Source organism: Flavobacterium erigeronis (assembly GCF_054075165.1).
The window spans coordinates 1-672 of record NZ_JBSKGP010000027.1 but is presented as its reverse complement, the minus strand read 5'-3'; the positions used below and the strand labels follow the sequence as shown (position 1 = coordinate 672).

Here is a 672-nt window from a genome sequence, read left to right as displayed (position 1 = left end):
CAAATTAAGAAATAGGATTAACCAAAATTCAAATTGGCTATGATTAAAAATATAAAAAAGGTTTTCGCCATCATCACATTGCTTTCGGTTTCTGGAGCAATGGCGCAGCAAGATCCGCAGTACACGCAGTATATGTATAATACCATGACCGTAAACTCAGCCTATGCAGGTTCATTAGGACATTTAACCGTTACCGGACTTATAAGAACGCAGTGGGTCGGAATTGAAGGCGCGCCAGACACGCAGAGCTTTTCGTTAGACACTCCAGTTGCCAAAAATCTGGGGTTAGGAATTTCGATCGTTAATGAAGAAATTGGCCCTTCAGAAGAACAATATCTCGACGCCAACTTCTCTTATACCATTCAATCGGGAGAAACGCACAAACTTTCTTTTGGTATTAAAGGAGGCGGACGCGTGATCAATATTGACTGGACAAAAGGAAGTTACCGAGACCCAGATGCCGAGTTTAGAGAAAATATAACCAATAAATTTCTTCCTGTTGTTGGCGCTGGATTATACTGGCATGGCGAAAGAGATTATATCGGACTTTCGGTTCCTAATTTCATGACCAGAGAACGCTATACCTATGATGATATAAGCGATGATCTTGTTAACCAAAGGATACATGTTTATCTGATTGGAGGAATTGTTTTTGATCTTTCGGCGCATACT

General features: G+C 40.6%; 1 protein-coding gene. It reads left to right on the top strand.

All coding sequences use genetic code 11. The features are described 5' to 3' along the window. Window positions 1–39 precede the first annotated feature (39 nt). On the top strand, window positions 40–672 hold a 633-nt coding region (locus ACWA1F_RS23930), incomplete at its 3' end, for a PorP/SprF family type IX secretion system membrane protein (protein ID WP_456897543.1).